Origin of the sequence: Rhodococcus sp. AG1013, assembly GCF_003350365.1 — a bacterium.
Classification (GTDB): Bacteria; Actinomycetota; Actinomycetes; order Mycobacteriales; family Mycobacteriaceae; genus Prescottella.
The window spans coordinates 1-1036 of sequence record NZ_QQAT01000055.1 but is presented as its reverse complement, the minus strand read 5'-3'; the positions used below and the strand labels follow the sequence as shown (position 1 = coordinate 1036).

Below are 1036 nucleotides of genomic sequence, written 5' to 3'. Positions count from 1 at the left end.
ATCGATCCGGTACTGGTCGAACAGGTCATCGGCGGCTGTGTCACGCAGGCCGGCGCGCAGTCCAACAACGTCACCCGCACCGCGTGGCTCGCCGCGGGCCTGCCGTGGCAGACCGGCGCCACCACCATCGACTGCCAGTGCGGTTCCGCGCAGCAGGCCAACCACCTCATCGCGGGTCTCATCGCGACCGGCGCCATCGACATCGGCGTCGCGTGCGGCGTCGAGGCGATGAGCCAGGTTCCGTTGGGCGCCAACGTCGGCACCGAGGCCGGGCCGCGCCGTCCCGCGTCGTGGGACATCGACATGCCCAACCAGTTCGACGCCGCCGAACGCATCGCGAAGCGCCGTGGCCTGACCCGTGACGACATCGAGGCCCTCGGTGTCCGCTCGCAGGCGCTCGCGAAGCAGGCGTGGGCCGAGGGTCGCTTCGACCGCGAGATCGTCCCGGTGACCGCACCGGTCATCGGCGAGGACAAGCAGCCGACGTCCGAGATGAACGTCGTCAGCCGCGACCAGGGCCTGCGCGACACCACCGCGGAGTCGCTCGCGAAGCTCGAGCCGGTCCTCGAGGGCGGCATCCACACCGCCGGCACGTCGTCGCAGATCTCCGACGGCGCCGCCGCGGTCATGCTCATGGACGAGGACCGCGCCCGCGCGCTCGGCCTCAAGCCCCGTGCCCGCATCGTCACCCAGGCCCTCGTCGGCGCCGAGCCCGAGTACCACCTCGACGGCCCCGTGCAGGCCACCGCGCGGGTGCTCGAGAAGGCCGGCATGAAGATCGGCGATCTGGACCTGTTCGAGGTCAACGAGGCGTTCGCGTCGGTCGCCCTGTCCTGGGCCCAGGTCCACGGCCCCGACATGGACAAGGTCAACGTCAACGGCGGCGCGCTCGCGCTCGGACATCCCGTGGGCAGCACCGGTTCTCGCCTGATCACCACCGCGCTGCACGAACTCGAGCGCCGCGACGGCTCGACCGCCCTGATCACGATGTGCGCGGGCGGCGCACTCGCGACGGGCACCATCATCGAGCGGATCT

General features: G+C 71.3%; 1 protein-coding gene. It reads left to right on the top strand.

The genetic code is table 11. The annotated features are described in order from the left end of the window. The coding region (locus DEU38_RS27960) for a steroid 3-ketoacyl-CoA thiolase (RefSeq protein ID WP_114724620.1) at positions 1–1036 on the top strand (1036 nt) is incomplete at both ends.